Source organism: Pollutimonas harenae, assembly GCF_004153685.1.
Taxonomy (GTDB): domain Bacteria; phylum Pseudomonadota; class Gammaproteobacteria; order Burkholderiales; family Burkholderiaceae_B; genus Pusillimonas_C; species Pusillimonas_C harenae.
Genome location: NZ_SDQD01000002.1, coordinates 737,963 through 763,753, shown reverse-complemented (window position 1 = coordinate 763,753; position 25,791 = coordinate 737,963). Strand labels below are relative to the sequence as shown.

The following is a 25,791-nucleotide window of genomic DNA, read 5'->3' as shown; positions in this document are numbered from 1 at the left end:
CCGCCCCTGCCCTTGCTAGGCTGGTGCGGGGGCATCCCTAACCAGCCTGAAGCCCAGATGCGACATGGGACTGTAGGGGTCGGAACTGCGTCTGGCGCTGGGCCTGTACGATAGGCAATACGATTCATTGCACAGAAACGATCCGCCGCGTATGACCCGCTTGGGCGCATTGGCCGGCACACCCGGTTCGTTTGGATCAAAAGACTCGCTTGGCCCCTGAGGATTGTCTATGGGCGTTTTATCGGCATGAGCCGCCTGCAGGGCAAAATAATCAAAGCGATACCAATCAGACACCCATTGCCAGGCATTCCCTGTCATGTCGTGCAGCCCATAGCCATTGGGCGGAAAAGTACCCGCCGGCATGGTATTGGCTGCGCCACCCGCCTTGGGACTGACCACAGGAAACGGCCGTTCGGCGGTATCCCAGTAATTGGCCTGCATTTCGCCATTGGGCATGAGCTCGTCGCCCCATACATAGGTAGCCTGCTCCAGGCCACCACGCGCAGCAAACTCCCATTCAGCCTCGGTAGGCAAACGCTTGTCTGCCCATTTTGCATAACGCTGAGCATCTGCGTAGCTGACTTGCACCACAGGGTGATCGCCCTTGCCTTCGATGGAGCTGCCCGGCCCTTGCGGGTGACGCCAATCAGCACCTGGCACATAGCGCCACCACTGTGAATAATCATTTAAATTGACTTGAGCGTTAGTACCTACAAAGACCATGGCACCAGGACGCAGGACATTATCAGGAGGTTTGGGGACACCGGGAGGCAGTTGCACGCGAATGGTTTCCCAGTCTGGCTTTTGCTCGGCAGTGGTGACATAGCCAGTTTCTTTCACAAATGCCGCAAACTGGTCATTAGTCACGTGGGTAATGTCCATCCAGAAACCATGGACCTTGACCCGGTGCGTGGGACGCTCGTTGGCTTGGGCCAGCTTGCTGTCGCTACCCATCAGGAATACACCACCCGGAACCCAGGCCATATCTTGCGGCGTGTTCACACCATCACCCAGAATCACAACGGGTTCGGTACTCGGTTGCTGCGATGGCCAGGCCAACCATGCCGCCGCACCGCCTGCAGCGGCCAGCCCCAGGATCGCCCCTCCTGCCATGAATATGGAGCGGCGCGACAACTTAATGAAGCGCATAGGATTTTTCGCAGGTTTTACCCAAATTGTTTTGGATGACGGTTTCGTCGAGGTTGTTGGTCAGGCCGTCATAGAAGCCATTGATCATGAAATCGTAAACGCTGGATTGCCCCCAGTCATGTGCAATACGCCGCCACTCTGCCAAGTCCTTGGCATCGACCACACCGTCCATATTGCCGTCACCTGGGCAATCGGGATTGGAAGCCAGCATGCGCTCCAGCTTGGCGCGCAAATCATCGTAGATGGCCTGAGTTTGAGGCGTTGGAGACAGCAGCAGATTACGGTCTGTTGTGTCCAGCAAGGGTTTGGGAACAGCCTGATCTATTTGGTAGAGCTCTTCGGTGGTTGACAGCCCGAAACTGTCGGTGGCCGGTTCGTAGGTTTGGGTGATGTTTCTGACCAGTTTGTAGTCGTCGTTGCGTATGGCCATCGAGGTTTCAGGCAAAATATTGATAAGCGGCTGATTATCTTTGTATAGAGCCTGGTTCACTTCACCGCACATCAAGTAGCCCGCGCCACCATTGTCGACCACCGACGCATCGCTATAACCAGAGCCCCACCATATGCCCTGGTTGTCTTCGCACACGCTCTTCGTGACGGGTATTTGCGAGCAACTGCCAGAGATGACACAAGGGCCATTACGTGCGCCATTTTTCTGAATGTTGACCCCACCCAAAGTAAAATTGACGGTACGCAGACTGGCTTGATCCGGATTGGACAAATAAGGCAATACGCCCGTTGAATCAATGGTATAGGGTACGGTTTGTTGAACGTCAATATCGGCCAGTTCGCCAAACAGCTGGAACACATCAACCGTGTTGAGCATATGGTCAACTTCGCGATCTGGCTGTGCAACCTGCGGGCCTGCAACGATTAATGGAACCCAGACACCCGTCTGGTAAGCAGTGCCTTTGGCTTGACTGAGCTGGAAGGGATATTTGACCGCCGAGCCCAAAGAGCCGTTATCGCCGGCAATGACAATAATGGTGTTGGATGCGGCAGGGTTATAAACCAGCTTGCCATCGGCATTGCGCTCCGCCAGACCGGTGTCGACCAGGAGCCGGCCAAACTCGGTGTCCATGGCTTCGGTCATTTTGTCTTGTATCAGGCGGCCGGCAACACTGCCCTTGCAGTCTACACCGCTGGCTGCAGGCCCTTCATAACCGCTTACGAGGCTCCCGGGAGGTTGCTGCCAGGGAGTGTGAGCGGCACTGTAGCTGACGGTGGCCATCCAGGGCTTGTCGGCAGGACGCGATTTGATCCAGTCTATGGCGGCCTGGGTTTCAATGCGAGTGCGATAGCCGCGCGACCTCGGATCTGTCAGCGGCACTTCTTCCATGGTGTCCCCATCGATAATGACCAGTGGCGATACGTAATAGCCATTCTGGCGCGTGAAATCGAGTGAAGCCGGGGGCACGCCGCATACTTCGTTGCGGACAAAAATACCGCCGGAGTCCAGGCACTGCATGCCTGCGGAATCTTGTTGCGGCAAGCTATGGCTTATTTGCTTGCAACTGTTGTCGGCCTGGTAGCAGGCACCAGCATTGGCGCCGCCCAAATTGGGTTTGGCAGGTACAAAACCGCAGCTATAGGTATTTGCGGGCGCAACGCCGCCCGCCGTAGTGTCGACTGACGCCGGTAGACCACCGATCCAGCCGTAGAAATAATCCCAGCCCAAAGTGCGGGGCGTAAGATTGCCCGCCTGATTGTTTTCAGGGCCGGCCAAATGGAATTTTCCGAACATGGCACTTTCATAGCCCGCCTGCTTGAGCAGCTTGGGCGCGGTCATGGTGTACGGCGATATCTGCGAGTTGGCCAGATCGTTCTGGCCTATGGCTTGGCGGATATTAGTGCGGGTTGGATATTGCCCAAGGAAAAAAGCCGCGCGGCCAGGTGAACACTCGGGCATGGACCAGGTATTGCGAAAGCGCACCCCTGCCTGGGCGATGGTGTCGATATTAGGCATTTTCGGCTGAATCTTTCCGCCGTAGCCGAAGGATGCCATCTGATCTATGCCCACATCGTCCATAATGACAAAAAGAATGTTGGGAAAATTGCTGGCTTGTTCGTTTGACGCCACATCGGTATTACTGTCGCACGAGGCTAAACCCATTACGGCTAATACAGCCGTTAGCAAAGCCGGAAATTTCTGGGGCACGAATGGTCTCCTGGACTGCAGCGCCGACGAAAAACACCCAATCATCATGTGGGCATAAAGCACTGGATAAATCTATTTTTAATTTTCCAAATGTTAGAAAATAATAACAGATTACATTCACACCGCCGTTGAAATTTTTATTGCCGCAGTGCTGCTTCTGAAAGCTTGATCAGCACACTAAGCTCAAAGCTGGCACAACATAGTGGATAATGCCCAAGCTATGTTGAAGATTCGCCCGATAATGAAAAGCAGCTCCTTCCGGCTTGCTCTGGCTGCCTGTATTACGGCTGCCGCTGCAGCCGTGCTGGTTTACTGCCTGGCAACAGAAACCGAAACGCGGCTCATACATACCGAGCCATCCGAGTTTGCGCCGGTAGTGGTTCTTGAGGAAGCCGGGCAGCGCTGCATGAATTTCCACACTATCGAAGACAACGGGCGGCACACCTGCGTTGACCTAAGCGATCCCGACAAAATGGTCTTTGCCTACACCCGCATGATGGCCAGCGCGGTGCTTGTAAAGCCCAATACCAAAAACGTACTGGTTATTGGACTGGGCGGTGCAACCCTGCCACTGGCCCTGGCCAAAATGCTGCCAGATGCCATCATAGACAGCGTCGAAATCGACCCGGCAGTAGCCCGTGTGGCCGAGCAGTTTTTCGGCTATCGACAGGGTTCCAGACAACGCCTGTATATTGAGGATGGTCGCAGCTATGTGGAACGGGCGCGCAAGCACGGCAGACGCTACGACATGATCATGCTCGACGCCTTCGACGTTGATTACATTCCAGCCCATCTGCTCACTCGGGAGTTTTTTGAGCATGTACACGCCATTCTCGCGCCAGGCGGCGTGCTTGTAGCCAATTCATTTACCATCAGCACCTTGTACGAACGCGAATCAGCGACTTATGCTGCTGTATTTGGTGACTTCTTCAACCTGCGTCCGGAAAATTCTGCCATAACAAGCAATCGCGTCATCATCGCTACGAAAGGCCCCTTGCCCAGCATGAGCACACTACGCCAAAGTGCGGCTGAAATGAAAGCCCTACTGGCACCTTTTGGGATACAGGCTGAGCAGATGCTCAAGCTGTATTCACGCGAACGTGACTGGCCCCAAGATGCTGCCGTACTGACAGACTAAGTATTCAAGGAAACTGCACAGGTGATATGGAATTGCCTCATTATTGAAGACGACCGCGACAATGCGCGCTACATTGCCGACGGATTTCGCGAACTTGGTCACTGGCCCGTAGTTTGTCACGACGGCGTTGACGGCCTGCAGCGTGCCACCGCCGAGCCGTGGGATATCATCGTCCTGGACCGTATGCTGCCCAATCAGATCGACGGCTTGTCCATATTGACCACTATGCGTGGGGTTGGCATCAAGACGCCTGTCATCGTTCTGAGTGCACTGACTGCGCTGGATGAGCGCGTACGCGGCCTGAAGTCGGGTGGAGATGACTACCTCACCAAGCCTTTTGCGCTGGTCGAGTTGATGACACGTGTCGAAGCATTGGTGCGCCGTTCCCGCAGCAACGCCAGCGATCGCATACTGACGGTTGCCGACCTGCGCCTGGATTTGTCCTCGTCCAGGGCGACCCGGGCAGGCAAGCCCCTGGCTTTGCAACCCCGTGAGACTCGACTCCTGTCCTATATGATGATGCACCCTGATCAGACACTCACCCGAGCCATGCTGCTGGGCGCGGTATGGGGTTACCAGTTCAATCCGCAAACCAATGTCATCGATGCAGCCGTCAGCCGCCTACGCCAGAAGATCGATGGAGACAATCAGGGGCCTCCCCTGATCCGTACGGTCAGAGGCGTGGGTTATATGTTGACCAGCCAGCCAACTCGCGACGAAACATCCTGAGATGGCACAGCGCACACGTGCTGGGCGGGTTACCCATGCCTGGCGCAGGCTCTGGGACTCGGTCGCCTTTCGCCTGACCTTCAATTACAGCCTGCTGGCGGTTTGCACCACCACTTTCTTGCTGATTTTCGCCTACGGGAAAATCACCGATGTCCTGCAGACGCAATTCCAGCGCCAGGTAGTATTGACCACTCAGCGATTGATGGCTCACCAAGAACAATATGGCCGCCCCGCCCTGCGCGCCGAAATCATGCAGCTGCTGTCCGATCAGACTGATATTGATACTGAAATGTATTTATTGCTGGACGAACAAGGAGGAAAACTGGCAGGAAATCTTGAGTTTTTTGCCGCCGCCGAGCTCGCCCACGACACACGCGGTCCGATTGAACTGAACGTGCTCAGGCATGGCAAAGAGGTCGAGGCATTGCTGGGCATACGGCGCCTGAATGACGGCAGTACCTTGGTGGTCGGACGCGACACTCAAGACATGGCTGAAATCCGACGGCTTATCGGCAATGCGGTCATAGCCGCCATGCTGGTGGCCTTGTTGCTGGTGATGATCGGTACCGTCATCTTCCGGCGTGCACTGGGACAGCGCGTAGCGGCCATTCGAGACACCGCCGTGCGGGTGGGCACAGGCCAGTTGGCCAGACGCATCCCCGTGTCACCACAGGCAGATGAGTTCGAGCAATTACGCGGCGATATCAACCGCATGCTGGACCGTATTGAATTACTCATGAGTGGCGTGCGCAATGTGTCGGATTCGATTGCTCACAATATTCGTACTCCGCTGGCACGCGTGCTGGCCGGATTGGATAGAGCCCGGCACGGAGAACGCAAGCAAGCCGATCTTACGGCCGCTATCGATGCGGCTTCAGGTGAAATCATGGATCTGATTACAGTGGCTGAAAAATTGTTGTTGATTGCCGAGGCCGAGTCAGGCGTACGACGCCAGGCTTTTCGTCCGACAAGGCTGGAGGCCATCGTGCAGGACGTTATCGAACTCTATGAGCCTTTAGCGCTGGAGCGCGGTACATCCCTGACACATACGTCGCAAACGATGATAGGCGTAAAGCAGGAAACCTGGGTCATGGCCGACGCCGATTTACTGGCAGGCGTGTTGGCCAATTTAGTCGACAATGCCATGAAATTTACTGGCCCGGATGCGCACATCCGGATCAAAACAGAAAGACAGGCAGACAGGGCAATTCTGACGGTGACCGATAGCGGCCATGGTGTTGGCCCTGAGCATCTGGACCAGCTTGGTACACGCTTTTTCCGGCTGGAGCCCGAAGTGCCCGGTTCAGGGCTTGGGCTGGCATCCGTACGTGCCATCGTATCGCTCCATAACGGCATCCTGAGCTTCGAAGATGCACAGCCAGGCCTGCGCGCGCGCATCGAATTTCCTCTGCACGATGAACAAAATATCGAACATGACCAAACGGTAATGATTCGGTAATGAAACGGCGCCCTAAACGCCGCTAGCCTCGCCTACCATTCCAGGCTCCTATGGAACAAGGAGAGAGGCTTCCACGATGAACATCAGAAATAAACAGGACTTCTGGTCCGGCGTCATGTTTTTTGTCATAGGCGCGGGCTTTGCCCTGAAAGCAACGGATTACTCAATGGGTACCGCGGCACGCATGGGACCAGGCTATTTTCCATTCTGGCTGGGCATCTGCCTGGCTGTGCTGGGCGCAATAGTTTCATTGAATGCCATGCGGCCCAAGGCCGAAGATGTAGAACTGGAAAAGTTCGACTGGAATGTTGCCATCATCGTGCTGGGCAGCGTGGCCTTGAGCGGTGTGCTGTTGAACTACCTGGGCGTGTACATATCTGTATTTTTACTGGTTTTCCTGAGCAGCTTCGCCAGCCATGTGTTCAGCTGGAAAGTCGCTGCAGCCAATGGCTTGTTTCTGGTCGTTTTCGTCTGGCTGGCTTTCATCAAGGGCCTGGGGCTTATCTTCCCGCTATGGCCCACCTTTCTAGGCAGCTAAGGAAACACGAACATGGAAATTTTCGATAACCTGATGTTGGGGTTTTCCGTTGCGCTGTCAGTCGAGAATGTGGCCTATTGCCTGCTGGGCTGTTTGCTGGGCACACTGATAGGTGTGCTGCCCGGTATCGGCCCCGTGCCCACGATTGCCATGCTGCTTCCTATTACCTATGTGCTCCCGCCGGTTGCTGGCCTGATCATGCTGGCCGGCATCTATTACGGTGCGCAGTATGGGGGGTCGACCACGGCGATTCTTGTAGCGCTACCCGGCGAGACCTCGGCGGTGGTCACCGTGCTGGATGGGCACCAGATGGCGCGCAATGGTCGAGCAGGCGCCGCCCTGGCCATCGCCGCCCTAGGTTCGTTTGCCGCGGGTTGCTTTGCCACCGTTCTGCTGGCGGGCTTCGCACCGCCCCTGGCCGAGCTGGCCTTCAAGTTTGGGCCAGCCGAATACTTTTCCTTGATGGTGTTGGGTCTGATCGGTGCGGTCGTTCTGGCGTCTGGTTCGCTACCCAAAGCCATATGCATGATTTTGCTAGGCTTGCTCTTGGGCATGATAGGCACTGATGTCAACTCTGGCGTAGCTCGCTACGATTTCAGTATTCCCGAGTTGCAGGACGGCATTGATTTTGCAGTGGTGGCCATGGGCGTGTTTGGCTTTGCCGAAATCATGACTAATCTTGAGCTGCGAGACCAACGGGTAGACCTGACCGATAAAGTTGGCCGGCTCTACCCCAATATGCAGGAATTCAAGGAAGCGGCGCCTGCCTGCATACGCGGCACTATGCTCGGGTCCGCTCTGGGCATTCTGCCAGGTGGCGGGGCTGTGTTGTCTTCGTTCGCCTCATACACGCTAGAAAAGAAAATCTCGAAGAACCCGGAGCGTTTCGGCAAGGGTCATCCTGCCGGTCTTGCAGGTCCTGAATCCGCCAACAACGCCGCCGCGCAAACATCCTTCATTCCACTTCTGACTTTGGGCATACCTGGCAATGCCGTCACCGCCTTGATGATAGGCGCGATGACCATACACAACATTCAGCCCGGCCCGCAAGTCATGACCAGTCACCCCGAATTATTCTGGGGCCTGATCGCGTCCATGTGGATAGGCAACTTGATGCTGATCGTACTGAACTTGCCGCTGGTCGGACTGTGGGTCAAGCTATTGAAAGTACCTTACCGAATCCTGTTTCCAGCCATTTTGGTGTTTTGCACCATCGGCGTGTACTCGTTGAATTACAACGTATTCGATATCTGGATGACAGCGGCATTCGGCCTGGTTGGCTATCTATGGGCCAAACTCAAGTGCGAGGGTGCCCCCCTGTTGCTGGGCCTGGTCCTGGGACCCATGATGGAAGAGAATTTCCGCCGTGCCCTGCTGCTGGCCCGTGGTGATTACAGCACCTTCGTATCAAGGCCGTTGTCGCTATCGTTACTGATTGTGGCAATACTGCTGGTGGTTTTGGTGACCTTGCCCTCAATCAAGAAAAAAAGAGAAGAAACCTTTGTTGAGGAGGGTTGAGCTTTGTGTGTCAAGGCGTGTGTCCACGGGCACACACTTTGGCCCGCCTCAGGGGTTTATGATGCAATCCCATCCCCAGAAAGGCCTTGTCCGGATTGACGCAATCCCTTACGCTAGCCAAGGAGCGCTTGCCTTAAGTGCCACCACCTAATCTTATTCAGGAGATCTCCATGGCCCAATATCAAATCGCTGTCGTCGTAGGTAGCCTTAGGAAAGACTCATTCAATCGCCAGTTGGCCCATGCTCTGATCAAGCTTGCGCCGTCCGAATTCACTTTCAAGTTTCTGGATATCGGTGCCCTGCCCCTGTACAACCAGGATGACGACGATCATCAGGCTGAAGCAGTCCAGAACATGAAGGCTGAAATAACGGCATCCCAGGGCTTGCTGTTCGTCACCCCTGAATACAATCGTTCTATGCCGGGCGTGCTCAAGAATGCACTCGATCATGCCTCTCGCCCTTACGGAAAAAACGCCTGGTCAGGCAAGCCTGCCGGCGTCATCGGCGCTTCTATAGGCGGTATAGGAACAGCCCTGGCCCAACAGCATCTGCGCAACGTACTGGCATATCTCGATGCCCCTACGCTGGGGCAGCCCGAAGCGTTCATTCACGCTAAAGAAGGCTTGTTCAATGACGACGGCAGTATCGGTGCAGGCAGCAAGGATTTTCTGCAAGGCTGGATGAACAGCTATGCGGCGTGGGTAAAAAAGCACGCATAAATACGTCGCCTGCCGTGGGTCTATGCAAAACGCAATACCCGGCTATATTGCTTCGAAGCGATCAAAATACCGCCCGGTATGCTCTTCCTGGTGCTCGACCAGATCAACACGAGCATTGGGTGGGCCATGATGCAGCCACGACAGCATGCGGTCGACCTGGTCGTGCGGCCCCTGCAGCAAGGCTTGCACCGTACCGTCGTCCAGATTGCGCACCCAGCCTTTTACACCTTGCAGGTGCGCATGGCGCACGGTGGCCGCCCGAAAACCCACGCCTTGAACATGCCCGCTTATCGTGACGAGCAAGGTTTCAAGGCTATGCTTGTGATGCAGCGTTTTGATCGTCTTTCTCCTGAACCTTGATATTTATCATGATCCGATTTTACGGGTCTTTTAAAATAAAGTTAAAACAGCAACGCTGCTTGCCCTTCGTGGGGAAAACTAACCAGCACTCACTTCACAATGGGGATTTTCATGAGAACCATACTAGTACCTGTAGACGGATCCGAATCATCTTTGCGCGCTGTTCGTGCTGCCATCAAGGCCGCCAATGAGCTGGGCGGCGCCAATTTGCACGTCATCACCGTGCAAGCGCCCATTCTCTCAGGCAATGTAACCCGGTTCTTTTCAGCCGAAGCGATCCAGGATTATTATCAGGACGAAGGTAGCAACGCCTTGGTTTCGGCCAAAGCACTGCTCGACGAGTCAGGCGTGGCATATCAAAGCAAAGTAGTCGTGGGCCCGGTTGCCATGACTATTGCCGACTATGCCAAGGACAACAGCTGCGACCTCATCATCATGGGTACACGCGGCCTGGGCTCGGTCACAGGCCTGGTATTGGGCTCAATCACCACCAAGGTGCTCAGCCTGACCGAGCTGCCAGTCACTCTGGTCAAATAGATCTTTATTGCTGCAACCCTATTTTCAATAGCTTGCCTGCGGCCTCGTCGGTCAGTACATATACGTAACCGTCGGGGCCCACACGCACATCGCGTATGCGCTCGCTTCGGTCTTCCAAAAAACGCTCCTCACCGACGATCTTATCGCCCTTCAGGGTCAGACGTATCAAGGCTTGCTCTTTAAGCGCCCCGATAAATACTGAGTGCTGCCAGGCAGGAAAAAGATCGGCATCATAAAAAGCCATGCCTGATATGGCAGGCGACACCCTCCAGTAATAATGCGGCTGCTCGGTACCTTGTCTATGAGTGCCTTCGGCCTCGGGAATACGCAAGCCTGAATAATTGATGCCGTAGGTGGCCAGCGGCCAGCCATAGTTCTTACCCGCTTGCGGAATATTGATTTCGTCACCACCGCGCGGGCCGTGCTCGTGCGTCCATAGCGCTCCGGTCCAGGGATTCAGCGCCGCCCCTTGCTGATTGCGATGGCCATAAGACCAGATTTCAGGCCTCGCTTTCTTGTTGTCGACAAAAGGATTATCGACCGGGATACTTCCATCAGCGTGCAGGCGAACAACCTTGCCTTGCAGTTTGTCCAGATCCTGGGAGGTCGACCTCCGGTTGTTTTCTCCCAGTGCAATGAACAGATAGCCTTCTTGGCTGAAAACCAGCCGGGAACCGAAATGCGCTCCCGTGGACAGCTTGGGTTCCTGGTGAAAAATAACAGTGAAGTTCTCCAGTCTGCGGCTGTCGTTGGACAGCCTGCCATAACCTACTGCCGTGCCCGCGTGACCCTGCCCATCCTTTTCGGCATACGACAAGTAGACCAGCCGATTTTGGTCAAAATCGGGTGACAGGGCCACATCAAGTAAACCACCTTGAGAGTGAGCGTAAACGTCGGGCACGCCTTTTATGGGTTCGGACAGGCCTGTTGCGCGTTGCCATAAATGCAAATGTCCAGGCCGCTCGGTGATCAAGACGCCAGAGCCATCAGGCAAGAAAGCCATAGCCCAGGGATGATCAAGCCCGCTCAGGACTTCACTGACCACGAGGGGGCTGTGTCCATCACCTGGTTTCCATTCACTTTGCCCCTGCGCCACCGATATGCTGACCGACCACGGCAGAAGCCCGTAGGACAAAATTGTGCTTAGTGTCACTACCCATCTGGCATCCTGCCGCATATTAGCCCCTTGTTTTTCGGGTGGTTTGCTAGCCTTGCTCTTTGCCCTGCTCTGCGTGGCCGCCAAACTGCTTGCGCATGGCCGACAGAACACGATTGGCGTAATCGGCATTGCCACGCGATTCGAACCGTGAAAACAAGGCTGCGCTGAGAACTGGTGTGGGCACGCCCTGGTCGATGGCCGCTGACAAGGCCCAACGCCCTTCACCGGAGTCTGAAACATGGCCTGTATAGCCGTCCAGATCAGGGTCGCCCTGCAAGGCCTGAGCCGTCAGGTCGAGCAGCCACGAGCCCACCACACTGCCTCGACGCCAAAGCTCGGTAATTTCCGGTAAATCAAAGTCGTACTGATAGTGTTCGGGGTGTCGCAAAGGTGTGGTTTCCGCATCGGCCTTGCGCTCTTGTTTGCCAATATTGCCTTGATGCAAAATATTGAGCCCCTCGGCATAGGCCGCCATGATGCCGTACTCGATGCCGTTGTGTACCATTTTGACGAAATGCCCTGCGCCATGTGGACCGCAGTGTAGATATCCTTTGTCGGCGCTGGTTTGGCCCACCCGTCCCGGGGTATGCGGCGCGGCTTCTGCTCCTGGCGCCAGGGCGGCGAATATCGGTTCAAGATGCCGATAGGTGGCGGCATCGCCACCTATCATCAGGCAATAGCCTCGCTCACGGCCTGCTACCCCACCACTGGTACCCACATCCATATAATGCAGGCCACTCTGGGCCAGTTTGCTGGCTCGGCGTATGTCGTCATGGTAAGACGAGTTGCCGCCATCAATCACGATGTCATCCTCGTCGAGCAGCGGTGCCAAGGTGTCGAGCACACCATCCACCACAGCTGCGGGCACCATCAACCATATCGCACGCGGCCTGGCCAATGCCTGTACAAAATCAGGTAAGTTCGAAAACGCCGCAGCCCCCTGATCCGCGGCGGCAGACAGGGCTTGCGGCTGGCTGTCGTACACCACACAATCATGCCCTCTGGATTGCAGGCGCTGCACCATATTGCTGCCCATACGGCCCAAACCTACCATTCCTATCTGCATACCTACACTCCAAAATAAAGTCTACACTGCAATTATATTGGTCTATCATGACCAGCGAGCTTTAGCTGCACAGGGGATATTCATGAATCCAGTCGTCTATCAGCAGGCGCCATCCTGGTCGGTCAGTCAATGGATGAATACACGCGACGAACACATCAGCCTGGAGGCATTACGCGGTTTGGTCGTGGTCCTGCATGCTTTCCAGATGCTATGCCCTGCCTGTGTCTCACACGGCATTCCTCAGGCTAAATCCATACATATGGCATTTCCACTGGACAAGGTCAGGGTGATAGGCTTGCATACCGTGTTCGAACACCACGATGCCATGGGCCCTGTAGCATTGGCCGCCTTTATGCATGAATACCGGCTGGGGTTTCCCGTAGCCATCGATCAAGCCGACGAGCACAGCCCCATTCCCAAGACAATGCAGGCTTACGGCATGCAGGGCACACCCACGCTAGTCCTGATTGATAAGGCCGGACATATCAGGCTGCATCATTTTGGCTCGCTTGACGACTTGCATGTCGGTGCAGCCATAGGCCAGCTTTTGACTGAAGAAGTCTGATCGGCTGATGCTTTCCTTATGCCTGACCTTAGCGAGCTAGCCGTTTTTCTTGCCCATCAGCTCAGACAATAAATCTACCGGAACCGGAAACACCAGCGTCGAGCTTTTATCCCCAGCTACCTGCGTCAGGGTTTGTAAATAACGTAGCTGCATGGCTGAAGGCTGCCTGGCCAGGATTTCCGCTGCCTCCATGAGCGCCTGCGCCGCCTGCTTTTCACCTTCGGCGTGAATCACCTTGGCCCGCCGCTCGCGTTCGGCCTCAGCCTGGCGAGCAATCGCGCGCACCATGTTTTCATTCAAATCAATGTGTTTGATCTCGACATTGGTCACCTTGATGCCCCAGGAATCAGTTTGTGCATCCAGAATTTGCTGGATGTCGGTATTGAGCTTCTCGCGCTCGGATAGCATTTCGTCGAGTTCGTGTTTGCCCAGCACCGCCCGCAACGTCGTCTGCGCTAACTGGCTGGTAGCATCGAGATATCGTTCTACCTGAATAATGGCCTTATCGGGTGCCACGACACGAAAGTACAGAACCGCATTGACCTTGACCGATACGTTATCGCGCGAAATAACGTCCTGGCCGGGCACATCCATGGTCACCACACGCAGATCAACCCTCACTATTTGCTGCAGCACCGGAATGACGAATATCAGCCCAGGACCCTTGACGCTGCTGAAACGCCCAAGTGTAAAAATGACGCCACGCTGATATTCACGCAGAACCTTGATGGCATTGACGATCACCAGCAACAAAACAATGATGATGGCCGTAAGCCCAATATTGACGCTATAAAACATGCGATTCCCCTTTGACTGCCAGGCTGACGGCGGCTGCCTGGCTGGTACGAACAACCTGCAAAATCAGGCCATTCATTGCAACGACCTTTACCCTATCGCCAGGCGACAAGGCTTCCGCACTGGAAACCCGCCAGCTTTCGCCGCGCATCTCGGCATAGCTCATGCCGGCGTGTGTGGAGGTGACTGTACCCTCGATACCCAGCATATCTTCCTGGCCGCTCACCACCTTGCGCTTGTGCATGCGCGCAGCCAGGATACCCGTAGCGATGATCAGACCAGCACTTGCCAGGGAAAGCCCGATCAGGAAAGGAATGGAAAGATCAAAACCCGGCATGCCCGTGTCGGTCAGGAATAGTCCGCCCAACACAAACGCCACGATACCACCCACACCCAGCACACCAAAACTGGGAAGAAAGGCTTCGGCGATCATCATTGCCGAACCTGCCGCAATCAAGCCAACACCTGCCCAATTGACCGGTAGCAACTGAAAGGCATACATACTCAACAACAAACAAATCAGGCCAGCGACGCCAGGCAGCGCTGCGCCGGGGCTCATGAGCTCAAAAAACAAACCATAGATTCCCACCATCATCAGGATCAAGGCTATCTGGGGATTGGCCAGCAAAGATAATATTTGCGTGCGCCAACCAGGTTCTACGCGCTCTATGATGGCCTGCTTGGTATGCAGAGTGACCGCGACACCGCCATCCAGCATGACCGTTCGACCATCAATCTGAGCCAGTAGTTGCTCTATATTGCCCGCAAGCACATCTATCACACCCGCTTTCAGGGCCTCTTGGGCGGACATGCTGCGCGCCTGCAATACCGCCTGTTCAGCAAAGTCTGTATTGCGGCCACGTAGCTGCGCGAGGCTGCGAATATAGGCTGCCGCATCGTTGGTAGCCTTACTGCTCAAGGTGTCGGCATTGCTCTTTTGTTTTCCGCCCTCATTATTGTCTGACTTCTTGTCCTGATTTTCGGCACCGGCACCAGGCATGCCTATGGAGACCGGCGATGCGGCCCCCAGATTGCTAGCCGGCGTCATGGCGGCAATATGGCTGGCATACAGGATGAATGTACCCGCACTCGCTGCGCGTGCACCACTTGGACTGACAAAACTGGCTACAGGTATGGGCGAGGCCAGAATCTGGCGAATGATGGAGCGCATGGAGGTATCGAGGCCACCGGGGGTGTCGAGCTCGATGACAGCCAATGCAGAGCCATTTTCAACGGCTTTCTTTAAGCCTCGCGTAATGAAATCGGAGGTAGCTGGACTGATGACACCATTGACTTGCAAAACGGTAACCGTTAGAGCCTGGGCCTCGGCCTTGGCTGCAAATTGAGTTGCCGCAGCCAGAAAGCCCAGCAACAAAATACACGTGAACAAGCCTGCTCGTATTCTGTTCATGTCGGCCTCCTGCTTTCAGGTGCTGCCCGGGTACGCGCCCTGCACGAAGGGGTGCAGCCGCTTTTCAAGGCACCATCTCAGTATAGACGGTTTAGCTCGGCTGCCAAGATCAATGCATGGTTGTGATCGGGGTCTTTGGCACCATAGATCAAGGTTATCTGCTTGCCGCCCGCAGCTGTGATCAGGGCGCGCATGCGGTCTGTTTGTTCTGGCTTGCGCAGCTCGGACTCGTAGCTGTCGCGAAACTGCGCCCAGTTTTCAACCTTGTGTCCAAACCATTTGCGCAAGCCGGGACTAGGAGCAAGGTTCTTGCACCACTCATCGTAAGGCAGATCTTCCTTGCGCACGCCACGCGGCCACAGACGGTCAACCAGGACCCGATAGCCATCGGCATCGCTCGCCTGGTCGTATGCCCGCTTGATATGAACGTGCCGTGTCATATCTGTTCAACCTGTATGCGTCATGTCCAGAGGTTTAATCCAGTTATCGTACTCCTGCTCGCTGACATAGCCTAGCGCCAGGGCTGCCTCGCGCAAGTTGGAGCCTTCTTTCTGGGCCTTCTTGGCAATGGCGGCCGCCTTGTCGTAGCCGATATGCCGATTCAGCGCCGTCACCAGCATCAGATTCTTTTCAAGATTGTCGGCAATACGCGAACTGTTGGGCTCGATACCAACAGCACAATGATCGTTGAAGGCCAGGCAGGCATCGGCAAGCAAGGTAATGCTTTCCAGCACATTGTGCACCATGACGGGTTTGTACACGTTCAGCTGGAAATTCCCTTGGCTGCCGGCGAAGGCCGTGGCGGCATCGTTGCCGAACACCTGTACGCAAACCATGGTCATGGCCTCGCACTGGGTGGGGTTGACCTTGCCGGGCATGATGGACGAGCCCGGCTCATTGTCTGGAATCATCAGCTCACCAATACCGCAACGTGGGCCACTGGCCAGCCAGCGCACATCGTTGGCCATTTTCATGAGTGCACCCGCCAAGGTTCGCAGCGAGGCTGATAGATTCACCAGGGCATCATGCGCAGACAAGGCAAAAAACTTGTTATCGGCCGAGCGGAAAGGCAAACCGGTAATCTGGGCGATATACCCGGCCGCAGTATCGCCGAAGCGAGGATGGGCGTTCAGGCCGGTACCCACCGCCGTACCACCTATTGCCAGGTCGTAAATGCCTGGCAAATCGGACTGCACGGCATCCAGTCCGAAATCGATTTGTGCCACCCAGCCGCCTATTTCCTGGCCCAGGGTAATGGGTGTGGCATCCTGCAAGTGAGTGCGGCCAGTTTTAACGATTCCCTGATAAGCCTCGGCTTTTTCGGCCAGTGTATTGCGCAGTGCGCCTACGGCGGGAAACAGCCGGCGCTGAAGCTCTTGCGCCACCGCGATATGCATGGCGGTAGGAAAGGTATCATTCGACGACTGTCCACGATTCACGTGATCATTAGGGTGCACGGGCTTTTTCGTACCCATTTCACCGCCCGCCAATTCAATGGCCCGGTTGGAAATAACCTCGTTGGCATTCATATTGGACTGCGTGCCCGAACCGGTCTGGAAGACCACCAGAGGAAATTCATCGTTCAGTTTGCCGACAATGACCTCGTCGGCGGCCGATACAATCAGATCGGCAATGTCATCAGGTAATTCGCCCAGCTCGGCATTGGCCTGGGCGGCGGCTTTTTTCAGTATGCCCAGCGCCGTAATAATGGGCGCCTGCCAGGTAAAACGGCCAACACCTATGGGAAAGTTATGTATCGAGCGCTGCGTCTGGGCTCCCCAGTAATGTGTGGCGGGGACTTCGATTTGACCCATGGAATCGGATTCAATGCGGCTGGCGGTCATGCCTGCTCCTTCAAGTTAGTACAGCTCGATGCGTCTGGAACAGGCGGCAGGCCCTGAAACCGGGCTGACCAGGCTTGAACGACGTCAAGCATGCGATTGGCGAACCCCCATTCATTGTCAAACCAAATGAACAGATTGGCGAAACCATCACCATTAGTGCGTGTCTGGCTCGCGTCGATGATGGCGGAATGCGGGTTGTGATTGAAATCGATCGATGCGTGAGGATGGTCGGAATAATCCAGCAAGCCTCGATAATGTTGAGTTGCGGCCAGCAGCATTGCATTCAATGCCTGTGCCGGCACATCGCTTTGCAGCTTGACCATCAGGTCGATGGCGGAAACGTTCAGAATAGGCACGCGTATAGCCTTCGCCTGTACCTTGCCCTTTAACTGTGGCAGCAGCCGTTCTACACCTTGTGCCAGCCCGGTTGCCACCGGCACAATCGACTGCATCGCGGAACGCGTTCTGCGCAGATCAGAATGATGATAGCCGTCAATCATGGGCTGGTCATTCATTACCGAGTGCAAGGTTGTCAGGAAAGCGTGGTCAACGCCGAAAGCGGTGTCCAGTTCGGCCAGGATGGGCACGATGGCATTGGTGGTGCACGACGCGTTTGAGACTATGCTTTCGTGGCCGGTCAAACCCTTGTGATTGATGCCGTAAACCACGGTATAGTCCACATCTTGTGCGCTGTTGGACGGCTGAGATACCAGCACGCGGGGGCAGCCTGCATCGACAAACCGTTGAAGCTGTTGACGTGAGCTGTAGCGCCCGGAACATTCAAGCAAAAGGTCTATATCGAGTGCAGCCCAGTCTACCGCCTCTGGCTCTGTTGCGTGACTGACCTGTATGCGTTGGCCGTTGACCACCAGGCTATTGTCTGCCTGCTCGACCTTACCTGGGAAAATGCCATGCGTGGAATCGAACTGCGACAAATACGCCATGCTGGCCAGATCTGCCGGTTCGTTGATGGCAACGATCTGGAAAAAGTCTTTGAGCGGAGACTCGTAGAGGGCGCGCAATACGCATCGACCTATACGGCCATAACCATTGATTGCCAGACGTAAAGGGCGGCTCATGCAGTGCTCTCTGGAGTATTGAAGAAGTGTCGCGGCACCATGCCCTGAACGGATAAACCCGAACAGGGCATAGCGCACATCTTCAACTTTACTACTTTACGAAGTGCGTTACATGGTGGGCATGACGAACTCGTTGCCTTTGCTGATGTTCTGGGGCCAGCGCTGCATGATGGACTTCTGCTTGGTGTAGAAGCGCACGCCCTCTTCGCCGTATGAATGCGTATCGCCGAACAGGCTGCGCTTCCAGCCGCCAAAGCCATGCCACGACATGGGCACGGGAATCGGTACATTCACGCCAACCATGCCTACCTGTATGCGGCGCGCAAACTCGCGGGCGGTGTGACCGTCGCTGGTAAAGCACGATACGCCATTGCCGAATTCGTGACGATTGATCAGGTCGACCGCGGCGCCCAGGTCGGGAACATGCACGCAAGCCAGTACCGGCCCAAAGATCTCTTCCTTGTAGATGCGCATCTCGGGAGTCACATTATCAAACAGCGTGCCACCAACATAAAAACCTTGATCATGGCCTTCGACCTTATAACCCCGTCCATCGACCAGCAAGTCGGCACCTTCTTCCACACCCAGGGCGATATAGCCCTCGATGCGCTTCAGGGCTTCCGCTGTCACCACCGGACCCATTTCGGCATCTAGATGCATGCCATCCTTGATTTTCAGCGTGGTTGCACGCTCTTTCAGTGCAGGCATTATCTTCTTACCAACGTCACCCACCAGCACCGCTACTGAAATAGCCATGCAGCGCTCGCCAGCCGAACCATAGGCGGCGCCGACCAGAGCATCTACCGTACGCTCGATATCGGCATCGGGCATGATGATCATGTGATTCTTGGCACCGCCGAGTGCCTGAACACGCTTGCCGAAGTGCGCACCCCGCTCGTAAATATACTGGGCAATTGGGGTCGAACCGACAAAGCTCACTGCCGCGACGTCGGGGTGCTCAAGCAAGCCGTCGACCACGATTTTGTCACCCTGCACCACACTGAATATGCCGTCAGGCAAACCTGCCTGCTTGAATAAGTCTGCCATCAGCAGCGATACACTGGGGTCGCGTTCGCTGGGCTTCAAAATAAAGGCATTACCGGCGGCAATGGCCATCGGAAACATCCAGCATGGCACCATGCAGGGAAAGTTGAACGGCGTGATGCCCGCCACAACGCCTAATGGCTGGCGCATGGTCCAGTTATCGATCCCATTCGCGACCTGCTCGGTGTAGTCGCCTTTCAATAGCTGGGGGATGCCGCAGGCGAACTCAATCACATCAATACCGCGAGCGACTTCACCTTGGGCGTCGGTAAAGACCTTACCGTGCTCGGCTGTGATCATGGCTGCCAGCTGATCGGTATGCTGATTCATCAGGCCCAAAAATTTATTCATGATGCGGGCACGCTTGACCGGCGGCGTGTCGGCCCAGGCGGGCGCAGCGGCTTTGGCTGCGGCAACGGCGGCATTCAGGTCATCCAGTGTCGACAATACAACCTGGCGCGCGACCTTGCCGGTAGACGGATTGAACACGTCTTGCTTGCGGCTGCCACTGCTGGTCTTGGCTTGCCCATTGATAAAGTTGATGACATCACTGCTGTCGGTGTAGGGAGCCTGCGTGCTGAGTGTTCCGGCCGGCTGGTTCTGGTCTTTCATGGAGATCTCCTGTCTGGAATGCGGATGTCAAAAGTATAGGGAGGCAGCACTTGATCAACAAGATCTTATTCCTGGATACATTGTTTAATTTATTAGACAATAGAGTAAACAGGATCTGCAGTTTTGCAGTCTGAACACTCACCGCCCGAGAATGTCGTCATGAAGGAACAAAAAAACGAATTGATGTGGTCGCACATTTATTGGCTGGGTATGCTGGGCACCACAGGCAGCTATACCGCCGCTGCCCGGCGTCTGGGCGTCAGCAAGGGCGCGGTCAGCTTGCGTATTGCCGAGCTGGAACAAGTCTCGGGGGTGGCGCTGGTGCAGCGCACCACGCGCAGTGTGCGACTTACCGAGGCTGGCGAGGCTCTAGTGAACAGCACACGTAAGGCATTTACCGATATCGAGCAGGGTTTCGACAGCATACGCGACCTGGCCAGTACGCCTCGTGGTGTGGTTCGAGTCACCATGCCAGTTGCCCTGGGGCGGCAAAAAATCATGCCCTTGATCAACGACTTTCTGCATAGCCATCCTGATGTCCGGATGGAAATCGAGTTGTCGGATCATGTCAGCTCGCTGGCCCGGGAAGGTTTTGACCTGGCCATCCGTCATACCAGCCATGTTCCTGATACCCATGTTGCCTGGCTCTTGCAGGCATCCAGCACGCTGCTGGTGGCTGCACCCACCTACCTGCAGGCACATGGGAGCCCCAGGCGGCCCCAGGACCTGACAGGCCATAACTGCCTGTATTACCTGCGCTCAGCCGCGTCGCCAGCCTGGAGTTTTGCACCCGTCAGACGTGAAAGCGAACGGCATAGCGTCGAGGTGCAAGGCAATTTTTGCGCCAATAACAGCGAGGCACTTCGAGAACTGGTATTGGCTGGCCAGGGCATTGCCATGCTGCCCGACTTTACGGCGCAAACCGAGGTTGATGCCGGCCACCTGGTGCACTTGCTGCCCGGCTGGAAGCCGGTAGGCGTGTTTGGTGACGCCATCTATGCAATCAGACCCTACAGTGCCTATGTGCCCCGAGCGGTACGTGCCTTTGTTGATTATCTTAAAGAGGCCTTTGCGCCTGCCAGCCAGGCCCGCGTGCAATCACTGGCACGCTGACGCAGGTATTCACCCGCTTGCGCATAAGCCTGCTCCAGAGAAATCGGACCTGGCGCCAGGCTGAAGGCGGCGGTAATCCCCACTTCGTAGAGGGCCTCGTAGCCGTCGCCCAGGGAGCCCGCCAGGGCAATGACCGGAATGCCACGCCTGCTGGCACAGCGCGCCACGCCAGCAGGCGTCTTACCCAGCAAGGTTTGCGCATCCATGCGCCCTTCACCCGTAAAGACCAGCTCAGCGCCTTCCAGCGCCTCCTCGAGGCCGGAAAGTTCTGCCACCAGATCCACACCAGGTCTGAAACTGGCCTGGAAGCAGGTTTTCACGGCAAAACCCAGGCCACCGGCGGCGCCCATACCCGATATATTGCGGTTGTCTTGGCCGAACTGACGGGTACAAACGTCGGCAAAATGCGTCAGGGCCGCATCCAGCGTGGCCACATCTTCGGGCGTCGCACCTTTTTGAGGGCCGAAGATAGCAGAGGCACCGCGCGGCCCGCATAGTGGATTATCGACATCGACTGCAATTTCGAACTGTACTTCGCGCAGGCTGGGATCGATACCGTCAAGCACGATGCGATCGAGCTGTTGCAAAGCGGCACCACCTCCCGGCAGATCCTGGCCCTGAGCATCGAGCAAGCGTACGCCCAAAGCCTGCAGCAGACCGGCACCGCCATCGTTGGTGGCGCTGCCTCCCAGACCCAGCACGATATGCCGCGCACCTGCATTTACAGCTGCCTGAATGAGCTGCCCCACCCCATAGCTGGTGGCCTGCAGCGGCTTGCGCTCAGAAGGCGGAATTTGCTCAAGCCCCGCTGCCGACGCCATTTCGATAAAGGCCCTGCCCTCGCCCAGCCAACCCCAGCTGGCCTTACACGGCTGGCCGTTGGCATTGTGCACAAGCAGTTTCTTTTGTTGGCCTCCGGTGGCTGCCAGCACGGCGTCAAGAGAACCTTCGCCGCCATCAGCCATGGGTATGCAAACAACATCGGCCTGAGCCAGCACTTGCTGCACACCGGCTGCAATCGCCTTGGCAACTTCCATTGCACTCAGGCATTCCTTAAATGAATCAGGTGCGACGACTATACGCATGGACACAACCTTATTTAAATCGCGAAACGGCTATACCGCCGGAAACCATTCGTTTATTTACGAGCACCAACGACATTGCGTGGCTGCCCTTGATGAAAGGCGTCGATATTATCGATAAGCTGGTCTGCCAAGCCCTGTATGGCTTCCTGGCTGGCCCAGGCCACATGCGGCGTAAGGATGAAATTAGGTAAATCCAGTAACTGAACCAGAGGGTGATCATCGGGTGCTGGCTCTGGGGTTGTCACGTCGAAGCCGGCCCCTCCGAGTTGGCCGGAACGCATGGCCCTGACCAAAGCGTCATCGTTGACCAAGCCACCACGAGCGGTATTGATCAGCAGCGGTTTGCGTTTCATCAGGGCAAACTCGGCATCACCGATCAAGTCGCGGGTCTGCTCATTTAGCGGACAATGCAAAGTAATGACATCACTTTGCTCCAAAAACTGTTCGAACGGCGTATACAAGCTGCCCTGCTTCTGGCCGCCCTTGCGTGCGGCGAAGAGCACGCGCATGCCCAGAGCCCGGCCTATGGTGGCCACCGACTGTCCCAGCACACCTTCTCCGATGATGCCCAGGGTTGAGCCGGCCAAATCCTTGATGGGATAGTCAAAATAGCAAAATTGCTGCGATTGCTGCCAGCGTCCCTCCTTGACCGACTCCCGGTAGGCAACAATACTGCGGCGTAAGGCGAATATCAGGGCAAAAGTATGCTCAGGTACGGTATTGACGGCATAGCCACGAATATTGGACACCACCACATTTTTTTCAGCGCACGTGGCAAGGTCGATATTGTCGGTTCCCGTAGCGGCCACCGCGATCATTTTCAAGCGCGTGGCGCCCGCCAATGCTTCCCGGCGCAGCGGCACCTTATTCGTAATGACGATATCGGCATTGGCGATCCGCCCGGCAACCTGCTCGATGCTGGTACGGTCGTAGACCGTCAGCTCGTGATCAAAAGAAAATGGCCGGATAATGGTCTCGGGAGAAATGGTGTCGCGATCAAGGAAAACAACTTGTAGAGCTTGAGTGGCCATTGAGTACCCCGTGGATTGATTGACAGCAATGAAGCGCAGCCGCTCACCTTTGCATGCGGCGGAGGCTGGATAATAATCCGATATAGTAATGGGAAATGCGTATTGCACAAGCAATCGTCAACCAGCGTACCGCACTAAACTTGAGGCTTCCCCTTATGACGTTAAAGAAATATGCTGTCCAGGACTTTTTCCGTAATCCCGAGCGCGGTTTTTTCCGTTTATCCGATGACGGTGCCATGCTGGGATTCATGGAGCCGGTCAGCATAGACGGGCAGGCTGCCCGCATGAATGTTTGTGTTCAAGCACTTGACGGCAGCACGCCTACCGGCGCCATACGCCAGCTAACCAAAGAAACCGAACGCGATATTGCGCAGTATTTCTGGAAAGGCTCAGACACCATCATTTATGAAAAAGACTTCAAGGGCGATGAAAATTTTCATGTACTGACCGTAGACGTGAAGAGCGGCACACTTACCGACCTGACACCATTTCCCGGGGTACGCGCCAGCATCGAAGACGATCTGGAAGATGACCCCGATCATATTCTGATCAGCCACAACGGGCGCAATCCCGAAGTCTTCGATGTATACCGGGCGAATATCCGCAGCGGTCAATTGACGCTGGTCGCCGAAAACCCTGGCAACATCATCGGCTGGCAGACTGACCACAAAGGTCATGTGCGGGCCGGCATTGCCAGCGACGGCTTGCACACCACCCTTCTCTACCGTGACACCGAAGCCGACGAATTCCAACCCATTATCACTACCGACTTCCGCACCAGCGTAGTCCCTCAATTCTTTACTCCCGACAACCGCGCCATGTACGCGCTAAGCAATCGCGGACGCAACTATCTGGCCCTCGTTATCATCCATCCGGATGATCCCGACAACGAAGAGTTCATATTCAGCGCCACTGGAAATGATCTGGACGGCGCCGGGTACTCGCGGCTGCGCCAAGTGCTGACAGCTGCCGTCTACCAGTCCGACAAGCCTCAATATCACTTCTTCGACAAGATCAGTGCCGAACGCCATGCATGCGTTAGTGCCATGCTTGAAGGCTACGATGTCACTTTCCAAAGCAGCACGCGCGACGAGAACAAGTTCATCGTCGCTGCCTATAACGATCGCACACCTGGTAGCCGCCATATTTACGATGCAGCCCGCAATACACTGGACAAGCTTGCCGATATCAACCCTGTTCTAGACGAACACGATATGGCACCCGTGCAGGCCATCAGCTATCCATCGCGTGACGGCCTGACCATACATGGCTATCTGACTTTGCCCGTCGGGCGCGAGGCCAAAAATCTGCCGTGCATCATTAATCCCCACGGAGGACCCTGGGCCCGCGACGGCTGGGGCTTCAATCCCGAAACGCAATTTCTTGCCAATCGTGGGTATTGCGTCCTGCAAATGAACTTTCGCGGCTCCACCGGTTATGGCCGTGAGTTCTGGGAGGCCAGCTTCGGCCAGTGGGGCCTGGCCATGCAGGACGACATTACCGACGGGGTGCAATGGCTGGTGGCACAGGGCATTGCCGACCCCAGGCGCATTGCCATCTATGGCGGCAGCTACGGCGGCTATGCCACTTTGGCTGGCATCACTTATACCCCCGACCTGTACGCAGCCGCAGTAGACTATGTAGGCGTATCGAATCTGCTCACATTCATGAACACCATACCGCCCTACTGGAAGCCCATGCTCACCAAAATGCACAGTATGGTGGGCAACCCCGACACCGATCGCGAGCGACTGGTGGCTACGTCTCCCGCACTCAATGCCGATCGTATTGTTACGCCCTTATTCATTGCCCAGGGAGCGCACGATCCCCGAGTCAACAAAGACGAAAGCGACCAAATGGTAGCTGCCCTGCAGGCCCGTAGCGTCGAAGTTGAGTATATGGTCAAGGACAACGAAGGCCACGGTTTCCATAACGATGAAAACAAATTTGAATTTTATGAACGCATGGAAGCATTTCTTGCGCAGCATTTGAATCCGTCATCCGCCGAATAGGCTAATTAGGAAGCATCCTCATGAAACTGTATTATCTCCCGGGCGCCTGCCCACTTGCATCGAACATCGCCTTCGAATGGGCTGGCCAGCCCTACGAGCTGCAGCTTGTCAGCCGTGAAGCGCTCAAGCAGCCGGAGTACCTGGCACTGAACCCTTTGGGTGCCGTGCCCACCCTGGTTGACGGCGACTTCGTGCTAACTCAAAGCGCAGCCATCCTCGAGTACATCGCCGAATTGAATCCATCAGCCAAGTTGATGCCCGACACTCCCCGCGGCCGTGCTGAAGTACGGCGCTGGCTGGGGCTCTGCAACGCCGACCTCCACCGCACTTTCGGCAATATCTTCGGTGCCCAGGCTCTGGCCAGCACCGAGGAATTCCAGAACGAACTGATTGCCAAGTCATCAGCCAAGCTGCGACAGCTATTCGCGGTAGCCGACAAGCAACTGGAAAGCCAGGACTGGATTGCCGGCACACGCTCCATTGCCGATACCTATCTGTACACTCTGCTGCGCTGGACCCGTGCCAAGAAAGTCGATATTAGCGACATGAAGAACCTATGGGCCTTCTACGACCGGATGGAGCAAGATCCCGGCGTGCAGGCAGCGCTGAAGGCGCAAGGGCTGTCGTAGCCAAATCAGGCACGGTGCTGTCAGAGGGAGTGAGTTCACCC

24 protein-coding genes are annotated in these 25,791 nt (G+C 55.8%); 11 read left to right on the top strand and 13 right to left on the bottom strand.

All coding sequences use genetic code 11. The features are described 5' to 3' along the window. Positions 1–15 precede the first annotated feature (15 nt). Both ERD84_RS10400 and ERD84_RS10395 read right to left on the bottom strand, forming a co-directional pair. The gene (locus ERD84_RS10400; protein ID WP_130040029.1) at positions 16–1,113 is read right to left on the bottom strand and encodes a formylglycine-generating enzyme family protein; all 1,098 of its coding nucleotides are present in this window, start codon (positions 1,111–1,113) and stop codon (positions 16–18) included. Positions 1,114–1,135: 22 nt separating this feature from the next. Beyond that, positions 1,136–3,307, bottom strand: coding sequence for a sulfatase-like hydrolase/transferase (locus ERD84_RS10395; RefSeq protein ID WP_130039541.1), 2,172 nt, complete (start codon positions 3,305–3,307; stop codon positions 1,136–1,138). 241 nt (positions 3,308–3,548) lie between these two features. Here ERD84_RS10395 and ERD84_RS10390 point away from each other — a divergent pair, with 241 nt between their 5' ends. From ERD84_RS10390 to ERD84_RS10365, 6 genes are all read left to right on the top strand, one after another. Continuing rightward, a complete protein-coding gene (locus ERD84_RS10390) occupies positions 3,549–4,445 on the top strand; it encodes a spermidine synthase (protein ID WP_245150666.1) in 897 nt (298 codons plus the stop codon). Between the two features lie 24 nt (positions 4,446–4,469). Continuing rightward, positions 4,470–5,174 (top strand): response regulator transcription factor, encoded by a 705-nt coding sequence (locus tag ERD84_RS10385; protein ID WP_167667445.1) that lies wholly within the window; start codon positions 4,470–4,472, stop codon positions 5,172–5,174. A 1-nt stretch (position 5,175) separates the two neighbouring features. Then, positions 5,176–6,633 (top strand): sensor histidine kinase, encoded by a 1,458-nt coding sequence (locus ERD84_RS10380; protein WP_130039538.1) that lies wholly within the window; start codon positions 5,176–5,178, stop codon positions 6,631–6,633. A 76-nt stretch (positions 6,634–6,709) separates the two neighbouring features. Next, positions 6,710–7,171: a tripartite tricarboxylate transporter TctB family protein gene (locus tag ERD84_RS10375; RefSeq protein ID WP_130039537.1), complete on the top strand. Its 462-nt coding sequence runs from the start codon at positions 6,710–6,712 to the stop codon at positions 7,169–7,171. Positions 7,172–7,183: 12 nt separating this feature from the next. Next, positions 7,184–8,689, top strand: a complete 1,506-nt coding sequence (locus ERD84_RS10370; protein ID WP_130039536.1) for a tripartite tricarboxylate transporter permease — start codon at positions 7,184–7,186, stop codon at positions 8,687–8,689. Between the two features lie 170 nt (positions 8,690–8,859). After that, complete coding sequence (locus tag ERD84_RS10365) at positions 8,860–9,408, top strand: NADPH-dependent FMN reductase (protein WP_130039535.1); 549 nt, start codon at positions 8,860–8,862, stop codon at positions 9,406–9,408. Positions 9,409–9,450: 42 nt separating this feature from the next. On the opposite strand, the gene ERD84_RS10360 is transcribed toward ERD84_RS10365, so the two are convergent. After that, entirely contained in the window at positions 9,451–9,738 is a 288-nt protein-coding gene (locus ERD84_RS10360) for an acylphosphatase (RefSeq protein ID WP_130039534.1), read from the bottom strand. A gap of 141 nt (positions 9,739–9,879) precedes the next feature. Between ERD84_RS10360 and ERD84_RS10355 the strand changes: the two genes are divergently transcribed. Continuing rightward, positions 9,880–10,305 carry a universal stress protein gene (locus ERD84_RS10355; protein ID WP_130039533.1) on the top strand — a complete coding sequence of 142 codons (426 nt, stop codon included), beginning with the start codon at positions 9,880–9,882 and terminating at the stop codon, positions 10,303–10,305. A 4-nt stretch (positions 10,306–10,309) separates the two neighbouring features. Here ERD84_RS10355 and ERD84_RS10350 read toward each other — a convergent pair whose 3' ends face one another. Both ERD84_RS10350 and gnd read right to left on the bottom strand, forming a co-directional pair. After that, positions 10,310–11,458 carry a PQQ-dependent sugar dehydrogenase gene (locus tag ERD84_RS10350; RefSeq protein ID WP_371743166.1) on the bottom strand — a complete coding sequence of 383 codons (1,149 nt, stop codon included), beginning with the start codon at positions 11,456–11,458 and terminating at the stop codon, positions 10,310–10,312. 52 nt (positions 11,459–11,510) lie between these two features. Further along, a complete protein-coding gene (gnd, locus tag ERD84_RS10345; protein WP_130039531.1) occupies positions 11,511–12,530 on the bottom strand; it encodes a phosphogluconate dehydrogenase (NAD(+)-dependent, decarboxylating) in 1,020 nt (339 codons plus the stop codon). Positions 12,531–12,612: 82 nt separating this feature from the next. Between gnd and ERD84_RS10340 the strand changes: the two genes are divergently transcribed. Further along, positions 12,613–13,095 carry a peroxiredoxin family protein gene (locus ERD84_RS10340; RefSeq protein ID WP_130039530.1) on the top strand — a complete coding sequence of 161 codons (483 nt, stop codon included), beginning with the start codon at positions 12,613–12,615 and terminating at the stop codon, positions 13,093–13,095. A 36-nt stretch (positions 13,096–13,131) separates the two neighbouring features. Here ERD84_RS10340 and ERD84_RS10335 read toward each other — a convergent pair whose 3' ends face one another. The 6 genes from ERD84_RS10335 to ERD84_RS10310 all read right to left on the bottom strand — a co-directional run bounded on the left by ERD84_RS10335 (position 13,132) and on the right by ERD84_RS10310 (position 19,880). Beyond that, a complete protein-coding gene (locus ERD84_RS10335; RefSeq protein WP_130039529.1) occupies positions 13,132–13,893 on the bottom strand; it encodes a slipin family protein in 762 nt (253 codons plus the stop codon). Beyond that, positions 13,883–15,301, bottom strand: coding sequence for an NfeD family protein (locus ERD84_RS10330; RefSeq protein WP_130039528.1), 1,419 nt, complete (start codon positions 15,299–15,301; stop codon positions 13,883–13,885). Before ERD84_RS10330 ends, ERD84_RS10335 begins: the two co-directional genes overlap by 11 nt. Positions 15,302–15,378: 77 nt before the next feature. Then, on the bottom strand, positions 15,379–15,741 hold the full coding sequence (locus ERD84_RS10325; protein WP_130039527.1) for a DUF488 domain-containing protein: 363 nt from the start codon (positions 15,739–15,741) through the stop codon (positions 15,379–15,381). A gap of 6 nt (positions 15,742–15,747) precedes the next feature. Next, positions 15,748–17,145, bottom strand: coding sequence for a class II fumarate hydratase (gene fumC / locus ERD84_RS10320; RefSeq protein ID WP_130039526.1), 1,398 nt, complete (start codon positions 17,143–17,145; stop codon positions 15,748–15,750). Beyond that, positions 17,142–18,224 (bottom strand): type I glyceraldehyde-3-phosphate dehydrogenase, encoded by a 1,083-nt coding sequence (locus ERD84_RS10315; RefSeq protein ID WP_130039525.1) that lies wholly within the window; start codon positions 18,222–18,224, stop codon positions 17,142–17,144. Before ERD84_RS10315 ends, fumC begins: the two co-directional genes overlap by 4 nt. A 108-nt stretch (positions 18,225–18,332) precedes the next feature. After that, positions 18,333–19,880, bottom strand: coding sequence for a CoA-acylating methylmalonate-semialdehyde dehydrogenase (locus ERD84_RS10310; RefSeq protein WP_130039524.1), 1,548 nt, complete (start codon positions 19,878–19,880; stop codon positions 18,333–18,335). A gap of 159 nt (positions 19,881–20,039) precedes the next feature. Between ERD84_RS10310 and ERD84_RS10305 the strand changes: the two genes are divergently transcribed. Then, positions 20,040–20,993 carry a LysR family transcriptional regulator gene (locus ERD84_RS10305; RefSeq protein ID WP_130039523.1) on the top strand — a complete coding sequence of 318 codons (954 nt, stop codon included), beginning with the start codon at positions 20,040–20,042 and terminating at the stop codon, positions 20,991–20,993. Here the strand turns inward: ERD84_RS10305 and ERD84_RS10300 are convergent. Beyond that, complete coding sequence (locus tag ERD84_RS10300) at positions 20,933–22,078, bottom strand: glycerate kinase (protein WP_130039522.1); 1,146 nt, start codon at positions 22,076–22,078, stop codon at positions 20,933–20,935. The two genes, ERD84_RS10305 and ERD84_RS10300, sit on opposite strands and share 61 nt — an antisense overlap. 53 nt (positions 22,079–22,131) lie before the next feature. Further along, entirely contained in the window at positions 22,132–23,109 is a 978-nt protein-coding gene (locus tag ERD84_RS10295) for a D-2-hydroxyacid dehydrogenase (RefSeq protein WP_130039521.1), read from the bottom strand. Between the two features lie 155 nt (positions 23,110–23,264). Here ERD84_RS10295 and ERD84_RS10290 point away from each other — a divergent pair, with 155 nt between their 5' ends. Together ERD84_RS10290 and ERD84_RS10285 are read left to right on the top strand one after the other, a co-directional pair. Beyond that, positions 23,265–25,121, top strand: a complete 1,857-nt coding sequence (locus ERD84_RS10290) for an alpha/beta hydrolase family protein (protein ID WP_130039520.1) — start codon at positions 23,265–23,267, stop codon at positions 25,119–25,121. Between the two features lie 20 nt (positions 25,122–25,141). After that, positions 25,142–25,750: a glutathione S-transferase family protein gene (locus tag ERD84_RS10285; protein ID WP_130039519.1), complete on the top strand. Its 609-nt coding sequence runs from the start codon at positions 25,142–25,144 to the stop codon at positions 25,748–25,750. Positions 25,751–25,791: the final 41 nt, after the last annotated feature.